24 protein-coding genes are annotated in these 23,217 nt (G+C 63.9%); 14 read left to right on the top strand and 10 right to left on the bottom strand.

Features of this window, described 5'->3' with window-relative positions:
- Window positions 1–21 precede the first annotated feature (21 nt).
- The 4 genes from EJ070_RS29290 to EJ070_RS29275 all read left to right on the top strand — a co-directional run bounded on the left by EJ070_RS29290 (window position 22) and on the right by EJ070_RS29275 (window position 4,131).
- Window positions 22–1,209 (top strand): amino acid ABC transporter permease, encoded by a 1,188-nt coding sequence (locus tag EJ070_RS29290; RefSeq protein ID WP_126094474.1) that lies wholly within the window; start codon window positions 22–24, stop codon window positions 1,207–1,209.
- Between the two features lie 4 nt (window positions 1,210–1,213).
- Window positions 1,214–2,371 carry an amino acid ABC transporter permease gene (locus EJ070_RS29285; RefSeq protein ID WP_126094473.1) on the top strand — a complete coding sequence of 386 codons (1,158 nt, stop codon included), beginning with the start codon at window positions 1,214–1,216 and terminating at the stop codon, window positions 2,369–2,371.
- 77 nt (window positions 2,372–2,448) lie between these two features.
- Window positions 2,449–3,252: an amino acid ABC transporter ATP-binding protein gene (locus EJ070_RS29280; protein ID WP_126084530.1), complete on the top strand. Its 804-nt coding sequence runs from the start codon at window positions 2,449–2,451 to the stop codon at window positions 3,250–3,252.
- 240 nt (window positions 3,253–3,492) lie between these two features.
- Complete coding sequence (locus tag EJ070_RS29275) at window positions 3,493–4,131, top strand: TIGR02117 family protein (RefSeq protein ID WP_126095948.1); 639 nt, start codon at window positions 3,493–3,495, stop codon at window positions 4,129–4,131.
- Between the two features lie 89 nt (window positions 4,132–4,220).
- Here the strand turns inward: EJ070_RS29275 and EJ070_RS29270 are convergent, their stop codons facing one another.
- Window positions 4,221–5,456: an FAD-dependent monooxygenase gene (locus EJ070_RS29270; RefSeq protein WP_126094472.1), complete on the bottom strand. Its 1,236-nt coding sequence runs from the start codon at window positions 5,454–5,456 to the stop codon at window positions 4,221–4,223.
- A gap of 12 nt (window positions 5,457–5,468) precedes the next feature.
- Complete coding sequence (locus EJ070_RS29265) at window positions 5,469–5,714, bottom strand: zinc-finger domain-containing protein (RefSeq protein WP_126094471.1); 246 nt, start codon at window positions 5,712–5,714, stop codon at window positions 5,469–5,471.
- A gap of 254 nt (window positions 5,715–5,968) precedes the next feature.
- Here EJ070_RS29265 and EJ070_RS29260 point away from each other — a divergent pair, with 254 nt between their 5' ends.
- Together EJ070_RS29260 and ppx are read left to right on the top strand one after the other, a co-directional pair.
- Entirely contained in the window at window positions 5,969–8,164 is a 2,196-nt protein-coding gene (locus EJ070_RS29260) for an RNA degradosome polyphosphate kinase (protein WP_126094470.1), read from the top strand.
- On the top strand, window positions 8,161–9,696 hold the full coding sequence (ppx, locus tag EJ070_RS29255; protein WP_126094469.1) for an exopolyphosphatase: 1,536 nt from the start codon (window positions 8,161–8,163) through the stop codon (window positions 9,694–9,696). Before EJ070_RS29260 ends, ppx begins: the two co-directional genes overlap by 4 nt.
- A gap of 4 nt (window positions 9,697–9,700) precedes the next feature.
- On the opposite strand, the gene EJ070_RS29250 is transcribed toward ppx, so the two are convergent.
- The 4 genes from EJ070_RS29250 to EJ070_RS29235 all read right to left on the bottom strand — a co-directional run bounded on the left by EJ070_RS29250 (window position 9,701) and on the right by EJ070_RS29235 (window position 13,106).
- A complete protein-coding gene (locus tag EJ070_RS29250; RefSeq protein WP_126094468.1) occupies window positions 9,701–10,123 on the bottom strand; it encodes a DoxX family protein in 423 nt (140 codons plus the stop codon).
- Between the two features lie 211 nt (window positions 10,124–10,334).
- Window positions 10,335–10,757, bottom strand: a complete 423-nt coding sequence (locus EJ070_RS29245) for a DoxX family protein (protein ID WP_126094467.1) — start codon at window positions 10,755–10,757, stop codon at window positions 10,335–10,337.
- A 177-nt stretch (window positions 10,758–10,934) separates the two neighbouring features.
- Window positions 10,935–12,332 carry a class II fumarate hydratase gene (fumC, locus tag EJ070_RS29240; protein WP_126094466.1) on the bottom strand — a complete coding sequence of 466 codons (1,398 nt, stop codon included), beginning with the start codon at window positions 12,330–12,332 and terminating at the stop codon, window positions 10,935–10,937.
- 300 nt (window positions 12,333–12,632) lie between these two features.
- Complete coding sequence (locus tag EJ070_RS29235) at window positions 12,633–13,106, bottom strand: cupin domain-containing protein (RefSeq protein ID WP_189350717.1); 474 nt, start codon at window positions 13,104–13,106, stop codon at window positions 12,633–12,635.
- 112 nt (window positions 13,107–13,218) lie between these two features.
- On the opposite strand from EJ070_RS29235, the gene EJ070_RS29230 reads away from it, so the two are divergent.
- Complete coding sequence (locus EJ070_RS29230; RefSeq protein ID WP_126094464.1) at window positions 13,219–14,178, top strand: LysR family transcriptional regulator; 960 nt, start codon at window positions 13,219–13,221, stop codon at window positions 14,176–14,178.
- A gap of 3 nt (window positions 14,179–14,181) precedes the next feature.
- On the opposite strand, the gene betI is transcribed toward EJ070_RS29230, so the two are convergent.
- Entirely contained in the window at window positions 14,182–14,841 is a 660-nt protein-coding gene (betI, locus tag EJ070_RS29225; RefSeq protein ID WP_126094463.1) for a transcriptional regulator BetI, read from the bottom strand.
- An 85-nt stretch (window positions 14,842–14,926) separates the two neighbouring features.
- Between betI and choX the strand changes: the two genes are divergently transcribed.
- From choX to EJ070_RS29210, 3 genes are all read left to right on the top strand, one after another.
- Window positions 14,927–15,865, top strand: coding sequence for a choline ABC transporter substrate-binding protein (gene choX, locus EJ070_RS29220; protein WP_126094462.1), 939 nt, complete (start codon window positions 14,927–14,929; stop codon window positions 15,863–15,865).
- Window positions 15,862–16,698, top strand: a complete 837-nt coding sequence (locus EJ070_RS29215; protein WP_126094461.1) for an alpha/beta hydrolase — start codon at window positions 15,862–15,864, stop codon at window positions 16,696–16,698. The genes choX and EJ070_RS29215 overlap by 4 nt, the downstream gene beginning before the upstream one ends.
- Before the next feature lie 216 nt (window positions 16,699–16,914).
- The gene (locus EJ070_RS29210) at window positions 16,915–17,394 is read left to right on the top strand and encodes a sulfocyanin-like copper-binding protein (RefSeq protein ID WP_245464971.1); all 480 of its coding nucleotides are present in this window, start codon (window positions 16,915–16,917) and stop codon (window positions 17,392–17,394) included.
- A gap of 62 nt (window positions 17,395–17,456) precedes the next feature.
- Here EJ070_RS29210 and EJ070_RS29205 read toward each other — a convergent pair whose 3' ends face one another.
- Entirely contained in the window at window positions 17,457–18,227 is a 771-nt protein-coding gene (locus tag EJ070_RS29205; protein WP_126094460.1) for an NIPSNAP family protein, read from the bottom strand.
- A gap of 239 nt (window positions 18,228–18,466) precedes the next feature.
- Between EJ070_RS29205 and EJ070_RS29200 the strand changes: the two genes are divergently transcribed.
- Window positions 18,467–19,108: a TetR/AcrR family transcriptional regulator gene (locus EJ070_RS29200; protein WP_245464706.1), complete on the top strand. Its 642-nt coding sequence runs from the start codon at window positions 18,467–18,469 to the stop codon at window positions 19,106–19,108.
- Window positions 19,109–19,330: 222 nt separating this feature from the next.
- On the opposite strand, the gene EJ070_RS29190 is transcribed toward EJ070_RS29200, so the two are convergent.
- A complete protein-coding gene (locus EJ070_RS29190; RefSeq protein WP_126094458.1) occupies window positions 19,331–19,924 on the bottom strand; it encodes a hypothetical protein in 594 nt (197 codons plus the stop codon).
- A 145-nt stretch (window positions 19,925–20,069) separates the two neighbouring features.
- Between EJ070_RS29190 and EJ070_RS29185 the strand changes: the two genes are divergently transcribed.
- Entirely contained in the window at window positions 20,070–21,203 is a 1,134-nt protein-coding gene (locus tag EJ070_RS29185; protein WP_189350713.1) for a metallophosphoesterase, read from the top strand.
- A gap of 15 nt (window positions 21,204–21,218) precedes the next feature.
- Here the strand turns inward: EJ070_RS29185 and EJ070_RS29180 are convergent, their stop codons facing one another.
- Window positions 21,219–21,398 (bottom strand): CsbD family protein, encoded by a 180-nt coding sequence (locus tag EJ070_RS29180; protein ID WP_126094457.1) that lies wholly within the window; start codon window positions 21,396–21,398, stop codon window positions 21,219–21,221.
- Window positions 21,399–21,566: 168 nt separating this feature from the next.
- Here EJ070_RS29180 and EJ070_RS29175 point away from each other — a divergent pair, with 168 nt between their 5' ends.
- Together EJ070_RS29175 and EJ070_RS29170 are read left to right on the top strand one after the other, a co-directional pair.
- A complete protein-coding gene (locus EJ070_RS29175; RefSeq protein WP_126094456.1) occupies window positions 21,567–22,226 on the top strand; it encodes a glutathione S-transferase family protein in 660 nt (219 codons plus the stop codon).
- A gap of 113 nt (window positions 22,227–22,339) precedes the next feature.
- Entirely contained in the window at window positions 22,340–23,095 is a 756-nt protein-coding gene (locus EJ070_RS29170) for an SDR family NAD(P)-dependent oxidoreductase (protein WP_126094455.1), read from the top strand.
- Window positions 23,096–23,217: the final 122 nt, after the last annotated feature.

Here is a 23,217-nt window from a genome sequence, read left to right as displayed (position 1 = left end):
CTCTTTCCAGGGGATGGTCGCATGGCATCGCAGGAAATCCTTCGCGAGGAGCCGAGCCGCGGCTCCTTCGTCAATGACCCGAAAATACGCAGCATCTTCTTTCAGACGCTGGTCATCGTCTTGTTGTTCGGCTCGGTCTGGTGGATCGTGCAGAACGTCATCGACAATCTGGCTCGCCTGCACATCGCCTCCGGCTTCGGCTTCCTGAGGGGCAGGGCCGGTTTCGACATCTCGGATACGCCGATCGCCTATACGTCCGATTCGACCTATTTCCGCGCCATCCTCGTCGGCCTGATCAACACCATCATCGTCGCAGTTGCCGGCATCGTCACCGCCACCATCATCGGCTTCGTCATCGGCATCGGTCGCCTGTCGCACAACTGGCTGATCCGCAAGATCTGCACGGTCTATGTCGAGATCTTCCGCAACATCCCGCCTCTGCTGGTCATCTTCTTCTGGTATTCGGGCGTGCTGGCCGTCCTGCCTCCGCCGCGCGAAAGCTTCCACCTGCCGTTCGGCACTTTCCTCAACCAGCGCGGCTTTTATTTTCCGCGCGCGATTTGGGGCGATGGCTCCTGGCTGATCGGCGTCGCCTTCGTCGTGGCGCTCGCCATGGCCTGGTTCGTCGCGTACCGGGCGCGCCAGCGCCAGATGGCGACCGGCCAGCAGTTCCCGGTGTTCTGGACCTCGGTGGCCCTGATCGTCGGCCTGCCGGTGCTTGCCTTCCTGCTCGCCGGGATGCCGCTCACCTTCGACCTGCCGAAGCAGTCGACCTTCAATCTGACTGGCGGCTTCCAGGTCAAACCCGAGTTCCTGTCGCTCTATCTGGCGCTCTCCTGCTATACGGCGGCCTTCATCGCCGAGATCGTGCGCGCCGGCATCAGGGGTGTCAGCAAGGGTCAGACCGAGGCGGCCGGCGCCCTTGGTCTGCGCTCCGGCCCGATTCTGCGCCTGGTTGTGGTGCCGCAGGCGATGCGTATCGTCATTCCGCCGATGACCAGCCAGTATCTCAACCTGACCAAGAACTCCTCGCTTGCGATCGCCATCGGCTATCCGGACCTTACCGCCACTGCCGGCACGGTGCTCAACCAGACCGGGCAGGCGGTCGAGGGCGTATTTATCATGATGATCGCCTATCTGGTGCTGAGCCTCATCACCTCCGCGGTGATGAACGTCGTCAACGCCAGAATGGCGCTGGTGGAGAGGTAGGGTCATGCAGGAACACGATATGTCCTGGGTGCGCACCGAGATGGCGCTTGCCCAGCCGGCGCCGCCCACCGAGCGCGGCGCCTATGCCTGGGTGCGCAAGAACCTGATCGGTTCGGTCAGCGACACGATCCTCACCGTTCTCGGCATCGCCATTGTTCTCTGGGTGCTGCCGCAGGTCATCAACTGGGCCTTCATCAGCGCCCAATGGATCGGGCCCAACCGCACGGTCTGCGCAACGGTCGCGCAGGGCGGCATCCAGCCCGACGGCTGGAGTGGCGCCTGCTGGGCCTTCGTCAACGCCAAGTTTGGGCAGTTCATGTTCGGCACCTATCCGGTCGAGGAACGCTGGCGGCCGATCCTGGTCGCTGTCCTGCTGGTGGTGCTTTTGGTGCCGATGCTGATTCCACGCGTGCCGCGCAAGGGACTGAACGCCATCCTGCTCTTCCTGGTGCTGCCGGTTGTGTCTTTCTTTCTCTTGTCCGGCGGTGCGTTCGGCCTCCCGCTTGTCGAGACTTCGCGCTGGGGCGGGCTGCTGGTGACGCTCAGCCTCTCTTTCGTCGGTATCGCCGTGTCGCTGCCGCTCGGCACGCTGCTGGCGCTCGGCCGGCGCTCCAAGATGCCGATCGTCAAGATGCTGTGTGTGATTTTCATCGAGACCGTGCGCGGCATCCCGCTGATCACGGTGTTGTTTTTCGCCAGTGTCATGCTGCCGCTGTTCCTGCCGGCCGGTGTCACCTTCGACAAGTTCCTGCGGGCGCTGATCGGCGTGTCGCTGTTCGCCGCCGCCTATATGGCGGAAGTGGTGCGCGGTGGCCTTCAGGCGATCCCGAAGGGGCAGTATGAGGGCGCCGATTCTCTCGGCCTCGGCTACTGGCAGAAGATGGGTCTGATCGTGCTGCCGCAGGCGCTGAAGCTGGTCATCCCCGCCATCGTCAACACCTTCATCGGCATGTTCAAGGACACCAGCCTGGTGCTGATCATCTCGATCTTCGACCTTTTGGGCGTGGTCAAACAGAACCTGTCCGACGCCAACTGGGCGACGCCGCAGACCGCGAAATCCGGCCTCGTCTTTGCCGCCTTCGTATTCTGGCTGTTCTGCTTCGGCATGTCGCGCTATTCAATGTACACCGAACGCCGGCTCGACACCGGCTACAAACGCTGATGCATGTCGCCCAAAAGTGTGAAACGGTTTTGGGATAACGACATGCATCAAATCGAACGATAAAAGGGGAATTGGCCATGAGCACCGAAAACGCCGTCAGCGCGGAAGACATCAAGGTCGATGCCAAGAAGATGCATGTCTCGACCACCGATGTCGCCATCGATATCGTCGGCATGCACAAATGGTACGGCGAGTTCCATGTGCTGAAGGACATCAACCTCAAGGTGATGCGCGGCGAGCGCATCGTCATCTGCGGTCCGTCCGGCTCCGGCAAGTCGACCATGATCCGCTGCATCAACCGGCTGGAGGAGCACCAGAAGGGCAAGATCATCGTCGACGGCAAGGAACTGACCAACGACCTAAAGAAGATCGACGAGGTGCGCCGCGAGGTCGGCATGGTGTTCCAGCATTTCAACCTGTTCCCGCATCTGACCATCCTGGAGAACTGCACGCTGGCGCCGATCTGGGTGCGCAAGACGCCGAAGAAGCAGGCCGAGGAAATCGCCATGCATTTCCTGAAGCGCGTCAAGATCCCCGAGCAGGCCAACAAATATCCCGGCCAGCTCTCGGGCGGCCAGCAGCAGCGCGTGGCGATCGCTCGCTCGCTGTGCATGAATCCGCGCATCATGTTGTTCGACGAGCCGACCTCGGCGCTCGATCCGGAAATGATCAAGGAAGTGCTGGAGACGATGGTTGGCTTGGCCGAGGAGGGCATGACCATGCTTTGCGTCACGCACGAGATGGGCTTTGCCCGCAAGGTCGCCAACCGGGTGATCTTCATGGATCAGGGCCAGATCGTCGAGCAGAACACGCCGGCCGAATTCTTCGACCATCCGCGCCATGAGCGCACAAAACTATTCCTGTCGCAGATCCTGCACTAACACAGCGCGACAACGATTTGAGAAGCCCGGCCGCAAGGTCGGGCTTCTTTGTTTTTGGACGATCGGCTAAGAAACTCTGTGCTTAGAGCGGTTTCGGCTTTTCACAGAATCGCTGACCCACTCTAACTATTTGTTTTTACGCAATTCCGGACGGAAAACTGTTACACACTTTTTCTGGAATTGCTCTAGAGGCGCAACGGAGCCCCGCCGTTGACGAGAAAATTCCTGCGTTTCCCGTCCATGCTGGTCGCTGTGCTCCTTTTTACCGCCGCGCTCGGCACGCTGGTGCCGCGCCCACTCTGGCCGGCGGTGGCCGCGGGCGAGGGCACCAGGCGCATACTGGTGCTCAAGAACCCGATCCATACCGACATCGCGATCCCGGTCGATGACGGCGTGCGCCGGCGTTATCATTTCCTCGCCGACGCCGGGCTGCCCACCGATGCGCCGCAGGCGCGCTACCTTATTTTCGGCTGGGGCGGTCGCGCGTTCTACCTGGAGACGCCGACATGGTCGGAACTGAGGGCCGTGCCGGTGCTGAAGGCGCTGACGCTGGACGCCTCGGTGATGCATGTCGACCTCGCCGGCGCGATTGCCGAACCGCGCCCGGACGTCGCTGGCTTCGACATCGACGAGAAGCACTTTTCGGTGCTGCTCGATTACATTCAATCGAGCTTCCGGCAGGGGCCGAACGGGCCGACGGTCATCGACAATGCCGGCTATTCCAGCTTCGACCGCTTCTACGAGGCCAACGGCCGTTTCAACGCGCTGGTCGGTTGCAACACCTGGACGGCGGCGGCACTGCGCACCGCCGGCCTGCGCACCGGCTGGTGGAACCCGCTCCCGGTGTCGCTGGGGTTGTCGATGAGGCTGTATGATTGATGGTTGGCATATCCGCGAGTTGCGAACGCCGCGTTCCGTCACACCCCCCTCTGTCCCGCCAGCCTGTCGAGCTTTATCGCTGCGACGCCTTACCGCCCTACAACGTTCCGCTCCTCCCAGCCATAGAGCCAGTCCAGATCCGCCGCGAGCTTTTCCGCCGGCCGCGTCGCCAGCACCAGGTTGCGGGCTAGCGCCACCGGTCCCCAGGCATGCCATGCCAACCGGTTGAGCGCGCCGCGCCTGAGCACCTTCTCGATGCGCGGGCGCCTGAGATTTTCCCAGATACCGAGGCTTTGCCGCGGATCGGCGGGAAAGTCGGCGACCAAACTGGCAAGCATCGCGGCGTCCTCTATGCCCATAGCCGCGCCCTGCGCCGCGAACGGCGTCATGGCGTGCGCGGCGTCACCGATCAGCGCGACGCCTTCCGGCATCGTCCAGCACTGCTGCTCGACGGTGTGGATCGGAAATGCCGTCCAGGGGCCGGCGAGCGTGGCAAGCCTTGCCAGAACCTGCGACGTGCCGCGCATGGCGCTGGCGAGAATGGCGGGATCGGCATGGCCCGACCAGCCTTCGGCAATGCGCTCGCCCTTGGTGAAGGCGGCGAGGTTGACGGCGCTGCCCCCGCTTACCGGATAGGCGACCATGTGGAAACCAGGATGGAGGAAGGCGGTGACGCAGTCGAGCGCGCCGATCGCCGCAAAGGCCTGGCCGGCGGCGCTTGTCGCCGCCACCGTGGCGCGCCAGGCGAGCTCGCCGGAAAAGCGGCTTCTCGCAAAAGCGGGCTCTCTGCCGGCAAGTTGCGATCTCACCGTCGACCAGACGCCGTCGGCGCCGACCAGCAGGCCTCCGGCGACCTCGATGCTGTCGCCATCCGTTTCGGATGTGACGGTGATGTTGGGAGACGAAATGGCGATGGCCGTCACCCGTGCGCCTGTCACAAGCTCGATCTCGGGCCGCTCCGCAACCGTCGCCGTCAGCGCGGCATGCAGGTCGGCGCGGTGCGCCACAAGATAGGGCGCTCGCCAGCGGTCTTCGCCGGCCTGGCCCAGCGGCACGCGTGCCAGCTCGCGCAAGGTGGCGGCGTCCTTAAGCACCACCGCTTCCGGCCTGATCGCGCTCAGCCGTAAGCGGTCGAGCACGCCGAGCCGGCGCAGGATGCGGGTCGCGTTGGGAGAAAGCTGGAGCCCGGCGCCCACGACTTCGAGCTGCCTGGCCTGCTCCAGCACCGTGACGGGGTAGCCGCGCTCCGTAAAGGCCAGCGCCGCCGTCAGCCCGGCTATGCCGGCCCCGGCGATGACGACCTGCCGGGACCGCGCCTCATCCATGATCGCGCAGAATCAGGCGGCCTGGTCGATATAGAGGCAGCCGGCAGGCTGCGTTTCCGTCGCCTTCAGCTTTGGCGAATAGCGGTAGAGCGTCGAGCAATAGGGGCAGACCTTCTCGTTGTCGTCGCCCATGTCGAGGAACACATGCGGATGGTCGAAAGGCGGGTTGGCGCCGGTGCACATGAATTCCTTGACGCCGATGTCGATGACCGGATGGCCCGCATCGTTCTGGAAATGTGGAATGGAACCGCCTGCCATCGTCGTCTCCAATTTGGTCTCGGCTTGATTTCGGCCCGTTTGCATCTGGATCATAACCGGTCTCTTTGCAAGATCGATGAAATGAAACTGTCGCAAAACCCTGTCAGAGGATAAGTTGAGCCGGTTAAGCGCATCGCCCCGGAAACGAACCGATTCCGTGACATCATGCGTCATGAAAGCATGTTAGAGCATCCACAACGCGTCCGGCGGTGTATGGCGCTCAAAGAGAACGGTTGCAGGCAAGAGCAGGAATCATGAGCGAACTGAGGCCGGTGCAGAGCGAGTTCATCACCGTCGAGGCGGCAAGCCCGGACGGCGGTAATCCCGACCGCTTCGTCAACCGGGAATTTTCCTGGCTGCAGTTCAACCGGCGCGTGCTCGAGGAATCGCTCAACACGCGCCACCCGCTGCTCGAGCGCGTCCGCTTCCTGTCGATCTCTGCCGCCAACCTCGACGAGTTCTTCATGGTCCGCGTCGCCGGCCTTGCCGGCCAGGTGCGCGAGGGCATCGCGCTGAAGAGCCCAGACGGCCGCACGCCCGAACAGCAGCTCGAACAGTTGCTGCGCGAGGTCGAGCGTCTGCAGGAAGACCAGCAGAAGAGCCTGTCGACCCTGATGGAGCTGCTCGACAAGGAAGGCATCGAGAGCATCACCCGCGACGGGCTCACCAAGGACGAGAGGGCCTGGCTGGAAGAACATTTCCAGGACCAGGTTTTCCCGGTGCTGACGCCGCTGTCGATCGACCCGGCGCATCCGTTCCCGTTCATTCCCAATCTCGGTTTCTCGATGGCGCTGCAATTGCGCCACCGCAAGAACGGCGAGGAGATGAGCGCGCTTCTGCGTCTGCCGGTGGCGCTGAAACGCTTCATCCGTCTGCCCGACCGCAAGAACCATGTCCGCTTCATCCCGTTGGAGGAAGCGGTCGGCATCTATATCGGCAAGCTGTTTCCCGGCTACGAGGTCAAGGGCTCAGGCACGTTCCGCATCATCCGCGACAGCGATATCGAGGTCGAGGAAGAGTCGGAAGATCTCGTGCGCCTGTTCGAGACGGCGCTGAAGCGCCGCCGCCGCGGTTCCGTGATCCGCATCGAGTTCGACACGCTGATGCCGGCCGAATTGCGCGACTTCGTCGCCGGCGAGCTCGGCGTCTCGTCGAGCCGCATCAGCGTCTTGACCGGTCCGCTGGCGCTCAACCAGATATCCGAGATCGTCGCTGTTCCGCGCGACGACCTCAAATTCACGCCCTACAACCCGCGCTTCCCCGAGCGTATCCGCGAGCATGGCGGCGACTGCTTCGCCGCGATCCGCGAGAAGGACATCATCGTCCACCACCCCTACGAATCGTTCGACGTCGTGGTGCAGTTCCTGCGCCAGGCGGCGGCCGATCCGGAAGTGGTCGCGATCAAGCAGACGCTCTACCGCACCTCGAACGACAGCCCGATCGTGCGCGCGCTCATCGACGCGGCCGAGGCCGGCAAGTCGGTCACAGCGCTTGTCGAGCTCAAGGCGCGCTTCGACGAGGAGGCCAACATCCGCTGGGCGCGCGACCTCGAGCGCGCCGGCGTTCAGGTCGTGTTCGGCTTCCTGGAATTGAAGACCCACGCCAAGATGTCGCTCATCGTGCGCCGCGAGGACAGCCGGCTGCGCAACTACGTGCATCTCGGCACCGGCAACTACCATCCGGTCACCGCCCGCATCTACACCGACCTGTCCTTCTTCACCACCGATCCGACGATCGCGCGCGACGTCGCCCAGCTCTTCAACTTCATCACCGGCTATGCGGAGCCCGCCGAGGAGATGCGCATCGCGGTGTCGCCCTTCACGCTGCGCAAGCGCATCCTGAAGCACGTCTCCGAGGAGATCGGCCATGCGCGTGAAGGCAGGCCGGCCCGCATCTGGATGAAGATGAACTCACTCGTCGATCCGACCGTCATCGACGCGCTCTATGACGCCAGCCGCGCCGGCGTCGAGGTCGACCTCGTTGTGCGCGGCATCTGCTGCCTGCGGCCGCAGGTGCCGGGCCTGTCCGAGAACATCAGGGTGAAGTCGATCGTCGGCCGCTTTCTCGAACACAGCCGCATCTACTGCTTCGGCAACGGCCACGGTCTGCCGTCGGACGAGGCGATCGTCTACATCTCCTCGGCCGACATGATGCCGCGCAATCTCGACCGCCGCGTCGAGACGCTGGTGCCGATCACCAATCCAACTGTGCATGAACAGGTGCTTGGCCAGATCATGCTGGGCAATGTCATGGACAACCAGCAAAGTTTCGACGTATTGGCAGACGGAACCTCCCGGCGCGTCATGCTGGAGGAGGGCGAGGAGCCGTTCAACGCGCAGGAATATTTCATGACCAATCCGAGCCTTTCCGGACGGGGTGACGCGCTGAAATCGCATGCGCCCAAGCGCATTGCTCAGTTCAAGCGCCGCAAGAAGAACGGCGCCGCGTGATTTCAATTTCCCAGGGCCGGCTCCAGGACCGGCGGCCGCTGTCGATCATCGACATCGGATCGAACTCGATCCGCCTTGTCGTCTATGAAGGGCTGGCGCGCTCGCCGACGCTGCTGTTCAACGAAAAGATGCTGGCCGGCCTCGGCCGCGGCATCGTTTCGACGGGCAAGCTCGATCCCGAGGCGGTGACGCGCTCGATGGAGGAGTTCCGGCGGTTTCGCGCGCTTTCGGACCAGGCCGGCGCCGAGCACATGTATGTGCTGGCAACCGCGGCGGCCCGCGAGGCGATTAACGGCCCGGACTTCATCCACCGCGCCGAGGACGTGCTGAAGACCGAGATCCGGGTGCTCTCAGGCCGCCAGGAAGCGCATTATTCGGCGCTCGGCATCATTTCCGGCTTCCACCCGGCCAACGGCATCGCCGGCGACCTCGGCGGCGGCAGCCTGGAGCTCATCGATATCAATGGCGAAGCGATCGGCGACGGCATCACGCTGCCGCTCGGTGGGCTGCGCCTGCAGGATATGGCGAAGAACTCGCTCGTCCAGGCGCAGAAGATCGCGCGCCAGGAACTGGCGCGGGCGAAGCTCTTGAAGGGCGGGCAGGGCAGGGTCTTCTACGCCGTCGGCGGCACCTGGCGAAACCTCGCCCGCCTGCACATGGAGATGAACAACTACCCGCTTGGCGTCATGCATCACTACGAGATCGCCGCCGACAGCGCCCAGACCTTCCTTAGGCAGGTGGCCAAGGGCGAGATCGAGAAGGTCAAGGGTATCGAGGGCGTCTCCAAGAACCGCCGCTCGCTGCTGCCTTACGGCGCCGTCGTGCTGCAGGAGATCATGGCGGCCATGCAGCCTTCCAAGATCGTCGTCTCGGCGCAGGGCGTGCGCGAGGGCTTCCTCTATTCGCTGCTTGACGCCGCCGAGCAGAAATCCGATCCGCTGATCTCGGCGGCCGAGGAATTGGCGGTATTGCGTTCCCGCTCGGTCCATCATGCGCACGACCTCGTCGAATGGACGGGCAAGGCCTTCAAGGCCTTCGGCATCGACGAGACGGTGGACGAGGCGCGCTATCGCCACGCTGCGTGCCTGCTCGCCGATATCGGCTGGCGCGCGCACCCGGAATATCGCGGACGGCAGTCGCTCAACATCATCGCGCATGCCTCCTTCATCGGCGTCGACCATCCCGGCCGCGCCTACCTGGCTCTGGCCAGCGCCTACCGCCATGACGGCATCTTCAGCGATGGAATCGCGCCGGAGATCAAGGCGCTGGCGCCGTCGCGCATGCTCGAGCGCGCCCGCGTGCTGGCGGCGATGATGCGCGTCGTCTACCTGCTGACGGCGGCGATGCCGGGCGTGATGCCAAGGCTGAAATGGGAAAGCCGCGGCAACGGCGCGCTGGCGCTGGTGCTGCCGGCCTCGCTCTCCGACCTCTATGGCGAGCGCCCGGCCGGCCGGCTGGCGCAACTGGCGCGCATCACCAACCGCCGCCTGGTGCTGGCGGTCGAAGGCGGTCCGAGCGTTTCCGTCAAGTAACGGATCACGTGACTTCGGCGCCGATGCCAATGCTGCGCCCGTCCGCCGACCAGGCGCCGGCGCCGGCCATGGCGAGCGCCAGGAAGCCGCCGGCAATGGCAATGTCCTTCATCAGCATCTGCTGGTGCAGGAAGGCTAAAGTCGCATCGTCGCCGCCCTGGCCGTAATGGCCGATGAAGCCGGCGACGATCGAGAAGGCGGCAAGCAGCAGCGCCACGATCCGCGTCTGGAAGCCGATCAGGATCAGTAATCCGGCGATCAGCTCGAACAGGCCGGTGCCCCAGGCGGCTAAAGTCGGCAGCGGCAGGCCGAGGCCGGCGAAATAGCTGGTGGTGCCGGCGATGTTGGTGAGTGCCTGGAATCCCGACGGCACGAAAAGCGCGGCAAGCAGGAGCCGCGAGATCAGAAGCAGTGCGTTGCGGAACATTGCAACCTCCCTTGCCGACGCCCGATCAGGATCTGGCCGGCTGCCGGTGCAGTCTACGCCTGCAACCGGAAAACGAAAAAGCGGTGCGAAAAATTCCGCGCCGCTTTGGTTTCAGGCTTGGGAGGGGGAGCAATTCCAGGAAAAGTGTGAAGCGTTTAGGTTCGGCGACTTCGCCGTAACCTTCCGTTCGGAATTGCGTCAAACAAAAACTTCAGCCGCGTTTGGCGTCGATCGAGTAGGCGCCGGCGCCGGACGAGGCGAGCAGGATGAAGCCGCCGGTGATGGCGAGGTTCTTGAGGAACTGGATCATCTGCATCTGGTCGGCCCAGCCGGTATGGGCGACCAGCCCGGTGGCGATCGTGAAGATGGCGAGCACCCAGGCGGCGACACGCGTCTGGAAGCCTACGAGAATGGCAAGGCCGCCGACAAGCTCGATGAGGCCGACGACGACGGCGGTGACGGTCGGCAGCGGCAGTCCGAGGGCGCCGAAATAGCCGGCGGTGCCGGAAATGGCGGTAAGCTTGCCGAAGCCGGAAAGCAGGAAGATGACGGCAAGCAGGGCGCGGCCGAGCAGGATGGTGGTGGAATTGTTGGACGCGGTGCCGGCGGTAGCGGCGGAAGTGTTGATGGACATGGCGGGTCTCCGAGCGGGGTTGAATGCCCAGTCAGATAGACGACGAAGACCGTTCACCAAAGCTGTCTATGCGGCGACACATTGTTCACAGATTATATATTCTATGGTCGCGCCGACGGACGCGAAATTCGCGTCGCGAGAATCGGCTGCGGGAGCAAATTCTCCCGCCGCAGAATGTCACCCCGGATGCGTCATGTCCTCCGGCCGCACCAGCCGGTCGTAGTCGGCTTCGCTGACCAGTCCGGTGGCCAGAGCCTCCTCGCGCAGCGTGGTGCCGTTCTTGTGCGCGGTCTTGGCGATCTTGGCGGCGTTGTCGTAGCCGATGGTGGGGGCGAGCGCCGTCACCAGCATCAGCGAGCGCTCGAGCGCGGCCTTGATGTTGTCTTCCCGGGCCTCGATGCCGACCACGCAATTGTCGGTGAAGGACACGGAAGCGTCCGCGAGCAGTTGCACCGACTGCAGGAAATTATAGGCCATCAGCGGATTGTAGACATTGAGCTCGAAATGGCCCTGGCTGCCGGCGAAGGTGAGCGCGGCGTTGTTGCCGAACACCTGCACGCAGACCTGCGTCATCGCCTCGCACTGGGTCGGGTTGACCTTGCCCGGCATGATCGAAGAGCCCGGCTCGTTTTCCGGCAGCGAGAGCTCGCCGAGGCCCGAGCGCGGGCCGGAGCCGAGAAAGCGGATGTCGTTGGCGATCTTGAACAGCGCGGCCGCCGCCGCGTTGATCGCGCCATGCGAGAACACCATGGAATCGTGCGCGGCGAGCGCCTCGAACTTGTTCGGCGCGGTGACGAAGGAAATGCCGGTGATCGAAGCGATGCGGTCCGCCACCTTTTCCGCGAAGCCGACCGGCGCGTTGAGACCGGTGCCGACGGCGGTGCCGCCCTGCGCCAGCTCCTGCAGGCCGGGCAGCGTCATCTCGATGCGCTTGATCGACGAGACGACCTGCGCGGCATAGCCGGAGAATTCCTGGCCGAGGGTGAGGGGAGTGGCGTCCTGCGTGTGGGTGCGGCCGATCTTGATGATGTGGTTGAAGGCGCGGGCTTTGGCGGCAAGCGCCTTGTGCAGATGGTGCAGCGCGGGGATCAGGTCGTGCACGATCCGCTCGGCGCAGGCGATGTGCATGGCCGTCGGATAGGTGTCGTTCGACGACTGGCTCATATTGACGTGGTCGTTGGGGTGCACCGGCTTCTTCGAGCCCATCACGCCGCCGAGCATTTCGATCGCCCGGTTTGAGATCACCTCATTGGCGTTCATGTTGGACTGCGTACCGGAGCCCGTCTGCCAGACGACGAGCGGGAAGTGGTCGTTGAGCTTGCCGTCGATGACTTCCTGCGCCGCCTCGACGATCGCCTTGCCGACGGCTGGATCCAGCCGCTTCATCTCCATGTTGACCTCTGCCGCGGCGCGCTTGATGACGCCCAGCGCCCGCACGATCGAGGCCGGCTGCTTTTCCCAGCCTATTCTGAAATTGCCCAGCGAACGCTGCGCCTGCGCGCCCCAGTAGCGGTCGGCCGCCACCTCGATGGGACCGAATGTATCGGTTTCGGTTCTGGTCTTTTCAGCGCTCACGAAAGGTCTCCGCTTGTCGAATTCGGCAACGGCGTATCGCGTTGCACAAAACGCATCAAGCGAAGATTGCGGGCGAGCGGGATGCAAATCGGTTGAAGCGTGGCGCCTCTTCCTTCTCCCCTTGTGGGAGAAGGTGGATCGGCGCGCAGCGCCGAGACGGATGAGGGGTGTTGGAAGAAACGAGGCGCCAGAAAATTGAGGATTGAAAGCGCCTAGTTCTTCAACGTCGCAATCCTTCCAACGCCCCTCATCCGTCGCCTTCGGCGACACCTTCTCCCACAAGGGGAGAAGGGAAAGCGCTCACCCCATCGGCGGTCCGACAATATCGATGCCGTTCTCGGCGCAAATCCTTGTCAGCGTCTCAATCATCTCCGGCGTCGGCTCCGCCGGCGGCGGCAGGTCCGGCCGTTCGGCAGGACGGCTCGCCATGCGGACCATCGTTTCGAAATCCGAACCACGCGTGATGGTGAGCGTATGCGCGCCTTCCGGGGATTCAACCTTGAATGTGTGCGGCAGGCCTTTCGGCGTGATGACGGTCTCGCCAGTGCCGACGATCCGCTCACGGTCGTCGATCCGGAAACGCATCCGTCCCTCGATGATGTGGAAGATCTCGTCCTCGTTGCGGTGCACATGCAACGGCGGGGAATCGCCGCAGGGCAGGCGATGCTCGATGACGCAGACGCCATCCTCGCCGTCGGCCGACGAGATCTGGACGGCGACGAGCGTGTTGTTGAACCAAAGGAGTTCCTTGCCTGCTATGGTCCTGTTGATCATTGTCACGATTTTCTCTCCCTGTGCTGGGGCCGGCCGAGCGGCGTCGACGGGGACCTAAACAGGGATGGGCGGGCGACGGAAATCGAATGATCGTATGGGGCGGATTGATGCGATGAATTTGAATGCGCTGGATCTCAATCTGGTAAGAGTGCTCGACGCGCTTTTGCGCGAGAAAAGCGCGACGCGCGCCGGCGAGCAGATCGGCCTCAGCCAGCCCGCCGTGAGCGCCGCGCTCAACCGCCTGCGCCACGCGCTCAACGACCAGCTCTTCGTGCGGCGCGGCAACGACATGGTGCCCACGCCGCGCGCCGAAAGCCTGGCCGAACCGGTGCGCGCGGCGCTGCGCGAGATCGAGCGAGCCTTCCAGCCCACGACGGCCTTCGACCCGGCGAGACTGCAACGGACCTTCACCTTCATGGGCGCGGATTTCTTTTCCATGCTCTTGATGCCGCCCTTTGCAGCGCGCATCGCGGCCATTGCACCTCGTGTGTCGTTCCGCTTCCTCGACAGCGCCAGTGGCGATGTCTCGAAGCTGCTGCAGGAGGATCAGATCGACGTGGCGTTGGAGCGCCCGCTGGACGTCGCCGAATGGGTCTCCAGCGTGCCGCTGTTCGGGTCGCCCTTTGCCATCATCGCGGCGAAAGACAATCCCGCGCTTCGCCATGCGGGGATCGCCGAGGGGGAAGAGGTGCCGCTCGACCTCTTCTGCGAGCTGCCGCACGCGCTGCGCTCCGTCGACGGCTCGATGTCGGGCTTCACCGACGACGCGCTGGGCAGGATGGGCCGGACGCGCCAAGTCACGCTCGCCTTGCCGCATTTCCAGGCCGTTGCGCTGGCCGTGGCGAGCGGATCCTATCTGGCCGCCGTTCCAAGACAGTTCGCGGCGGTGGCAGCGAAATCCTTGCCGCTCGGCATCTATCGGGCGCCGATTTCAATTCGTTCTCCGGCGGTGCGGATGTACTGGCACGCCCGCCGCGACGACGAGGCGCCGCATCGCTGGATCCGCGAGCAGATTCTGGACGAAATTGAGGCGCTTGGCTTCCGCAACCTGGATAACGAGGTCGGGGACTAGACCTCACCCCGCCGTATGGCGGAGGCCAGCCTCGACGGTTGCGGGCCGGCGCAGGGCGAGCCGCCCCGCGACATAGTCCTTGACCTGGCGGACCGCCTGTTCGCGTGTGACGCTGCCCGGCTGCAGCCCGAGCCGGAGCCACAGCCCGTCGATCAGCGCGGTGACGCCGAGCACGATCTCATCCGCTAGGTCCGGCGATGCAAGGTCGCGCAGGCCGGACAACAGGTTCGAACGCATGCGCGCGTGGATGACCTTCTGGATGCGCGCCAGCTTCTCGTCGCGCGGCACCTCGGAGCAGAGCGACAGCCAAGCGTGGCAGAGCGGCGGCAGGAACAGATGCTCCTCGAAATTGCCCTCGATCACGGCGTGCAGTCGTTCCATCGGCGTCCGTGCGCGCCGAAGCCTGACGACCACCGCATTGCGGAGCACGGCATTCGCCTCGCGCATGGCATGCTCGAACAGTTCCTGCTTGTTGCGGAAATAGTGCAGCACGATGCCCTTCGAGGCGCCGGCCTGGGCCGCGACCTTTTCCAGCGTCGCGCCGGCAATGCCCTCGCGCTCCAGCACCGCGAAGGCTGCCTGCCGCAATTCCTTGCGGCGTATGTCGCTGAGACGTGTGAGTTTCACCGGACCGATCCATGCATCGCGAATCCATGTTGACATTTTCGCCCGCTCAGATCAATGATTGACCAGTGGGACAATAATATGACCAGTTGGTCAACGAATAGTCGACATGAGGAGAACCGGAATGTTGCGTATGCTTGCGAATGGCGTCTGTGTCGCGGCCCTGATGCTGACTTCCCAGGCCGCCAGGGCCGCCGAAGCCGAGGACTGCAAAGTGGTCCGCATGGCGGAGCCCGGCTGGAACGATCTCGCCTTCACCACGGGCGTGGCCAAGGTGCTGCTCCAGGCGCTCGGCTACGAGCCGCAGAGCGAGGTGCTCGGCATCAACGTCATCTACGAGGGCATGAAGAACAAAGACCTCGACCTGTTCCTCGGCTACTGGGACCCGGCGATGGTCACTTATTACGAGCCTTACAAGAAGGACGGCTCGATCGAGAACGTGCGCGTCAATCTGGTCGGCGCCAAATACACCTTCGCCGTGCCGACCTATGTCTGGGAAGCCGGCGTCAAGGATCTCTCCGACCTGCACAAATTCGCCGACAGGTTCGGCAAGAAGATGTACGGCATCGAGCCCGGCTCCAACCAACTGATGATGGACGCCATCGCCGATCCTCAGTTCCATCTCGACGGCTGGCAGGTGGTCGAGTCGAGCGAAGCCGGCATGCTCTCGGAAGTCGGCTACGAGATCAAGGAGAAGCAGTTCATCGTCTTCCAGGGCTGGGCGCCGCATCCGATGAACACGATGTACGATTTCAAGTACCTGACCGGCGGCGACAAGTTCTTCGGCCCGAATTTCGGCGCCGCCACCGTGACGACGCAGGTGCGCAAGGGCTATCTGCAGCAATGCCCGAACGTCGCGCAGCTCCTGAAGAACCTTGCCTTCGACATCGATATGGAAAATGTCGGCATGGGCTACCTCATCAATGATGGCATGAAGCCGGAGGAGGGGGCGCTGAAGTCGATTACCTTGCACAAGGATCGCCTCGATGGGTGGCTGGCCGGCGTCACCACCTTCGACGGCAAACCCGGCCTTGCCGCGGTCAAGGAAAAGCTCGGACTGTGAGACCGGCGGCATTGGACCTGCCGGAGCACGAGACCGAGCAGGACGCCTGGCCTAGCCGCAAGCAGTTTGTCGATGTCGGCGGCCTCGACGCTGCCTATGTCGAGATCGCCGGTTCAAAGCCGCCGCTGGTGCTTGTGCACGGCTTCACCGACACCAGCCGCAGCTTTTCGCTGCTGATGCCGTATCTCGCCGGCCGCCGCCTGATCATGCCGGACCTGCGCGGCCACGGCGCTTCGCAGGCGCGTGAGGACTGCGCCGTCGCCGATTTCGCCGAAGATATCGCCGGACTGATCCGGCGCCTGCGGCTCGACCGGCCGGTCCTGGTCGGCCATTCGCTGGGAGCCATGGTGTCGATCGCGCTGGCAGCGCGGCACCCGGAACTGATCGGTGGGCTGGTGGTCGTGGCCGGCACTTTGAAAACCGGTTTCGCGCCGGACCATCCCCTCGTCGCCGGTGTCGCGGCGCTGCGCGATCCGATCGCCCCGGCCGATCCGTTCTATGACTGGTGGCATGCCTGCGGCGCGAACGTGCCGCGGGCCTTCCTTGCAGCCATGGCTCAGGACGCCTCGGCGATGCCAACGGCGCGATGGCGCGCCATTCTCGAAGAAATCCGCCGTACGGATCTGACCGCTGCAGCGCGGGCCGTGCGGGTCCGGACGCTGATCATAGCGGGTGCCTGCGATCCGCTTTTTGGTGAGGCGCACCAGCAAGCTTTGGCTGAAGCGGTAGCCGGCTCACGCCTCGTGTGGGCGGAGCATTGCGGCCACAACCCGCATTGGGAGGATCCGGCTTTCGTCGCCGAGGTCTTAAGCCAGACCCTTCGGGGCTCGTGATATCCTGTTGGATTCGATCTCGGAGATCCGCTGAGTATGCACCGGTCGGGCGGTCCATTAAGGCCCGGAAGGTTTGATCCAGCGCAAGGCCGAGGGTGGCCGGAGGTGCAACCATACCGCTACCGTTGGGCTGTTGATTGGTTCTACGGCCTTAAGAGGTCGATTGCCGGTGTCGATTCCATCGGTGCCTGCCGGAGGAACTTCGCTGTGAAAAGCATGGTAAGCAGTGCGGCACTGTCGCTTGCCGCGGTTGTTGCGATGGCTGGTGCCGCTCAGGCTGCCAGCACTGTTCAGGTTTCGTTGTGGGACAAAGGGGCGAACACGCCCATGACCACCGGCTTCGCCTATGGAACGCCAAATCTCGACATGTCGAAGGCAACCATGGGGATGACGGCCAAGCCCGCGACGGTGAAGGCCGGCAAGATCACGTTCAAGGTGAAGAACAGTTCCAAGGATACTATCCACGAAATGATCGTGATGTATCGAGCGGATCCCAAGGACCCGCTTCCCTACATTGCTGCCGAGAACCGGGTCGATGAGGACAAGGCCGGCGACAAGGGAGAGGTTGCGGAACTCGACCCTGGCGCTTCGGGCACGCTTACCGTAAACCTGAAACCTGGCAAATACGTGCTCATCTGCAATGTCCCGGGTCACTTCGCGACGGGCATGTGGACAGAGTTCACCGTCAAGCCGTAGCAGCCGAACTGGCGAAGCGACTGACATTCCGTATCTGTCGGCAGGCAGCCTCCCGGCAGGGATCACCGGCCCACCAACGATCGGGATGTCGGCGAAAGCAGAAGCATCTGGGATGGCTTTGTCAGGCTCGGCTCCAAAGCTTTCCGGAAGACTCGCCACGCCGGCGAAGCGGCGAGGGCGGCTTGGCATCGGTCGAGCGCCTCTTTGTTGCCGAAACCAGTGACAGCGATGAAGACATTTTCGCCAACTCGCACCGGCAGGCGCGGGAACGTGTTTTCGGCGTGCTCGCTGACGAAGGCGCCGAGCAGGCGTGCGCCGTTTGCCGCAAGCTGCGGAATCGCTTCCGTCCGGAAACGCTCGGCGAAGGCAGCACCCATACCCGGGCGCAAATGATGAATCGAAATCTCAATAATGCTGTCTAAGCGGCCTTCCGGATTTGCTTTTCCGGCTTCGGCGATGGCGGACCTCTGCAGTCCCGACAGGTCGAAGCCGGCATCCCGCCATGCCGGCTTCAGAAGCAGCACATCGTCCGAATCGATCATCGTCGCGTTGGCGGCGTCGCGATGCTCGGCCCAGACCGGCCCGCCATAGAAGGCGCTCAGCGCGTCTTTTCTGGCTCTCATGTCGTCGAAGCCGCGCAGCCAGACGAACATGTCGGGGCGGTGGAGGTCGCGGAACTGGCCGATGATGGTCATGCCGGTCGCTTCCTGGCTCACGATGAACTCCCGGTCGAACAGCGCGATCAGCGTTTCGCGCTGGCCTGGCCTCAGCGTGTATTGGCGAAGCTCGACGATGGGTGAGGCAAGGCGGGGGGCACTTCGAACGATGTTCATCGTCGACTCCAAAACAGGGCGATCATCCTGTTTATAAAACAGACCGGTTGTCCTGTTTTGTCAATCTGGTATCTTTCCTTTTCCTTCTCCCCTTGTGGGAGAAGGTGGATTGGCGTGCAGCGCCAAGACGGATGAGGGGTGCTGGACGGATCGCCGTCTTTGCCAAGCTGGAGCACCCCTCATCCGCCTTCACTTCGTTCAGGCACCTTCTCCCACAAGGGGAGAAGGGGGAGATGGCGATGCGCAAGAAGCGCACCAACGACCCGGCAGGTATGCGCCGCCGGGTCCTCGATGTGGCGGAGGAGTCCTTCCAGGCGCGCGGCTATCACGCCTCGAGTCTCGGCGACCTGACGGCGGCGGCCGGCGTCACCGGCGGCGCGCTGCATCACCATTTCCCGACCAAGAAGGCGCTGGCGCTGGCGGTGATCGAGGAGCGCGTGGCGGCAGCGGTCGAAGAGACCTGGATCGCTCCGGTGCGGGCGGCGTCGTCGGCGCGTGAGGGCGTGCGCGCCGTGTTCGAGGCGGTGGCGGCGGAACTGGAACGGCAGGGCTATGTGCGCGGCTGCCCGCTCAACAATCTGGCGCACGAACTGTCGCTCGCCGACGCCGATTTCCGAACGGCCCTTGCGGGGATTTTTGCCGGCTGGCGACGGGCGATCGCCGACAAAGCGCGGGCCGATCAGCAAGCCGGCGGGGAGGACGGCACCGATCCCGACCGCTTCGCGGTACTTGCGGTAGCGGTTTATTCCGGCGCCATGTCGATGGCCAAGACCGCGCAGGATGCGGGTGTGCTGCGGGAATGTTTGAAGGGGTTGGAAGGCCTCCAGCCATCGCTAGGCCGACTGACAGGGAAGCGACGCCGTAGGATGTTGCTGCGATAGACGATTCAGGAACGTTAGCGGGACAGCACCCCCCTCTGGCCTGCCGGCCATCTCCCCCGCAAGGGGGAGATTGGCAGCTTGGCCGGCGGCACTTTTCCTGCAGCGTTGGCGATTGGCGAAAGCGTCGAAAACAGCTGATCTCCCCCTTGCGGGGGAGATGGCCGGCAGGACAGAGGGGGGTGTGAAGGATCGCCTTCGCTTGAGACCTAAAGAAAGCCGGCACTACTCCTTCAGCGGCTTGATCGTCTCGAACCCCACCTCGCTTTGCGCGCTTGTGCCCTCGTCATAGCGCCGCGCCAGCACCGCCTGAAGGTCCGGCGAATAGAGCGCGGTGAATGTGTCGATTACCGCGCCGGTATCGCCGGTAAGCGTCTCGCTCACCGCCAGGACGTTGTATTTGCAGTCACCGAGCTTGTAGGTCTCCTTGCCCCTGACGGCCAAAGCCAGCGTTTCGGTGCCCTTGGGTGCCTTCTTCGCCGACAGCCGCACGAACTCCGTCTTGCTCCTGGCGCCGGCCTTCAGCGGAAACAGTTTCTTGATGTCGCCGAGCGGGATCATCGACAATCGGCCCGTTTCGCTGTCGCGGAAGACCTCGATCAGCCCGGCATAGAGATATTGCGTCTGCGGCGATTGCGACTGGTAGTTGTTGGCGACAGCGACCATGCCGCCCGGCGCCGGCCGGAACTCGCTGCGGATGCCGGACTTCTCCAGCACGAAGCCGGCCTTGGCGGACTTGGCGTCGACGCAGTCGGCAGCCTCGGCGGTGCCGGCGAGGGTCAGCATGGCGAGCGCCATACCGGTCGTCATGGGTTTCATGCCGTCCTCCAGGATGCGTTCTGGAAGGAATGACAGACCCTCGCCGCGCTGTCGACCCAAGCGCCCTTCACGATTCAACCAAGGCTTGAAAAGTCCATGGACCGCCGATCTGGACGATGGGGCGCTGAAAATGTTCAATCGAGCGATGATGGATCGCCTGTCCTCGGCATTCTTGTCCCGCCGCGATTTCCTGGGCCTGGCGGCTGGCCTTGCCGCGACTTGCGCCCTGCCGCGCTCGGCCTTCGCCCAGACCGGCCGGCGCATCCAGCCGATCGACGCAACCTTCCTGTTCATCGCCGACATCCATGCCTGCCGCATGGCGAGCGGGCTCAGCCCGCATTGCGCGCAGGAGGGCAAGACCGACGCCGCACTTCTGCGCAACGTCGCGGCGCTGAATGCGATCGCCGACAAGAAATGGCCGGTCGAGATCGGCGGTGTCGCAACCGGCCTGCATTCGGCCGGCACACGCATCGGCACGCCGCTCGGCCTCGTCACCGGCGGCGACATCACCGACGATGGCGGCGGCCAGGTCACCGAGCCCAGCGAAGGCACGCAACTCCTGCAGTTCAGCCAGCGCTACCAGCAAGGCATCGGGCCGGACCGCGTCCACATTCCGGTCTATGTCGGCCTCGGCAATCACGACCTCGACCAGAACGGCTCGCCGCCGCATGTCGACTGGTACCGGCGCGAGTTGCGCGACTATGTCGAGGTCAACCATCGCCCCGGCGTGTTCTTCAAGCCGCCGGTGCCGGCAACCGAGTACGACGTCGACACCGACTGCTATTCCTGGGACTGGGGCGGCCTGCATCTCGTCCAGACGCATCGTTTCGCCGGCGACACCGGCCATGGCGCGATGAGCAGCCTGCCGTGGCTGAAGCAGGATCTGGCGACCTATGCCGGCGACGGCCGCCCGGTGATCCTGTTCCAGCATTATGGCTGGGACACTTTTTCGACGGAGCGCTGGGATCCGGCAAAACGCATTTACGACGACGGCGGCACAGGCGGCCCGCACTGGTGGGGCGAGGCCGACCGCCAGGCGCTGGTGGCCGCGCTGAAGGGCTACAATGTCATCGCCGTCTTCCACGGCCATCAGCACGAAGTGCCGATGATCTACCAGCGCGACGGGCTCGACCTCGTCAAGCCGAAGGCGGCCTATATGGGCGGTTTCGCGCTGGCGCGGGTGACTGACGACAATATGGATGTGCTCCTGGGCGAGGCGGCCGGCGACCATGGCGAGGTCGTCTTCACCAACGCCTTTGCGAAGACGTTTGAGACGTGACCGCGGGCCTGCCAATCACATCGCTTTTTTGAGCATGGCTTTCATGTCGCCACAGGCCTTCTGCACCTGGCCCGCAGACTTGTCCGCCATGCCCCTGATTTGCATCACACGGTTTCCGGTGGCCTTGCCTATCGTTAGCCGGACCGAACCTTTGACCTGCTTGGCCAAGCCCAATATTTGATCCATGTTCACCATCTCCGCATCTCCCGGAGATCCAATCCGCGAGAGAAACGGCCAGGTCTGGTTCGCGGTTCCGTATCCGTGTGGTCGGCAGGGCCGGGCCGAGGGGGCGGCTGGCCTGCATAACCCTTGTCTGCTCCGCTATGCGATCACTAAGGTGACACCTGAATCGGGGGAACCGTCTTGGCGAACTTCACTCTCTTCATCGGCAACAAGTGCTTTTCGTCCTGGTCTCTCAGGCCATGGGTGGCGATGAAGCATCTGGAGATCCCCTTCGAGGAAAGCTTCGTGCGCCTGCGCACGCCGGAGACCGCCGCCAACCTTGCCAAGGTCTCGCCGACCGGACTTGTTCCAGTCCTGAATCACAATGGCAGGATCGTCTGGGAAACCCTTGCGATCCTTGAATATCTGGCCGACCTCTACCCCGAGAAAAAGCTCTGGCCCGAAGACCTCGGCGCCGGTGCCTTCGCCCGCTCGGTAGCGACCGAGATGCATTCGGGTTTCCGCGAGGTGCGCTATGGCTGGCCGATGAACCTGCGCCGGCCGAAGGCCCATAAGCCGCTCGATGCCGAGGGCGAGGCGCAGCGGGCGCGCATCGAGGCGATCTGGCGGCAATGCCGCGAGCGATATGGCGAGGGCGGCCCGTTCCTGTTCGGCCATTTCACGGCCGCGGACGCCATGTATGCGCCCATCGTCACCCGCTTCGACACCTATGGCGGCGAGCTGGCGCCTGTCACCCGCGCCTATGTCGACGCGGTCCTGGCGACACCGGCGATGCGGCACTGGTACGCCGAAGCCGCCAAGGAGCCTTGGCCGGAGCCGGGACCGCACGAACAGGACTAGGCCAAGGCGAGCCGCTTCGATGTGGAGTTGCGTCAACTGCTCCGATGGCGGGGCTTCAAGAACGTCTCTCGCAGCCTATGTGAGGGAGCGGGCCGGGCTCCTGGAGAACTCTCATGACATCCACAAACTCCCAACTCGCCGGTAAGGTCGCGCTCGTCACCGGCGCCTCGTCCGGCATCGGCGAGGCGACCGCCGCCGCCCTTGCCGCCGCCGGCGCGAAGGTGGCGGTCGCCGCCCGCCGCGTCGATCGCCTGGCGACGCTGGCCGGCCGCATCGAAAAAGCCGGCGGCACGGCGCTGACCATCGAAGCCGACATCGCCAAGGGTGATGACGTCATCGCCATGGTCGACAAGGTCGTTTCCGAATGGGGCCGGCTCGACATCCTCGTCAACAATGCCGGCGTCATGCTGCTTGCGCCGGCGGCTGAAGCCGATCTCGACGACTGGCGGCGCATGATCGAGCTCAACCTGATCGGCTTGATGGCCACCACCAAGGCGGCGTTGCCGCACCTCAAGTCTGCCAAGGGCCATATCGTCAACGTCTCGTCGGTGGCCGGCCGCGTCGCCAATCCCGGCGCCAGCGGCTACTCGGCGACCAAGTTCGGCGTGGTGGCCTTTTCGGAATCGCTGCGCCGCGAGGTCTATGCCGACAAGGTGCGCGTCACCGTCATCGAACCCGGCCTCGTACGCACCGAGCTCGGCGACCACATCACCAATCAGGAATTCAAAGCCGGTCTGGAACACCGCCTTGCCACGATGGAAGCTCTGACCGCCGAAGATATCGCCAACGCCATTCTCTATGCGGTGAGCCAGCCGCCGCGCGTCAACATCAACGAAATCCTGATCCGCCCGACCGATCAGGAGCGTTGAACCAGGCAATGCGGCTGAGCTGCGCCTTTATGGCCGGCCAGGAAATCGGCCACGCTGCCGGCGATCTCTTCCCAGCCCGGCTCCTCCAGCAGCCAATGGGCGTGACGATCGCGGACGCCGAG

The organism is Mesorhizobium sp. M1E.F.Ca.ET.045.02.1.1 (assembly GCF_003952485.1).
GTDB lineage: Bacteria > Pseudomonadota > Alphaproteobacteria > Rhizobiales > Rhizobiaceae > Mesorhizobium.
The sequence above is the reverse complement of the archived record's forward strand: the minus strand, read 5'-3'. Positions and strand labels throughout refer to the sequence as shown.